We start from the raw sequence: 209 nt of genomic DNA on the forward strand, positions 1-209 counted from the left end.
GTTCGTAGTCGATCGGGCTCTTGAAGCCGCACACGCTGTGTAGCCGCCTGGTGTTGTAGAAGTCGGTGATCCAGGTGGCGATCTTGATGCGGGCCTCGGCCCGCAACCGATCCAGCTCCGCCCGCTCACTCTCCCGCAGCCGGCCACCAGACGGCTCGGCCGCCGGCCGGTCCGACGACGGCGACCCGTTGCGCCGGGCCCGCGACACC

1 pseudogene is annotated in these 209 nt (G+C 70.3%); it reads right to left on the reverse strand.

Features of this window, described 5'->3' with window-relative positions:
• Positions 1-209: pseudogene (locus IH50_RS43105) on the reverse strand (hypothetical protein); the annotation flags it as partial.

The organism is Streptomyces sp. NRRL S-37 (assembly GCF_000721605.1).
Taxonomy (GTDB): Bacteria; Actinomycetota; Actinomycetes; order Streptomycetales; family Streptomycetaceae; genus Streptomyces.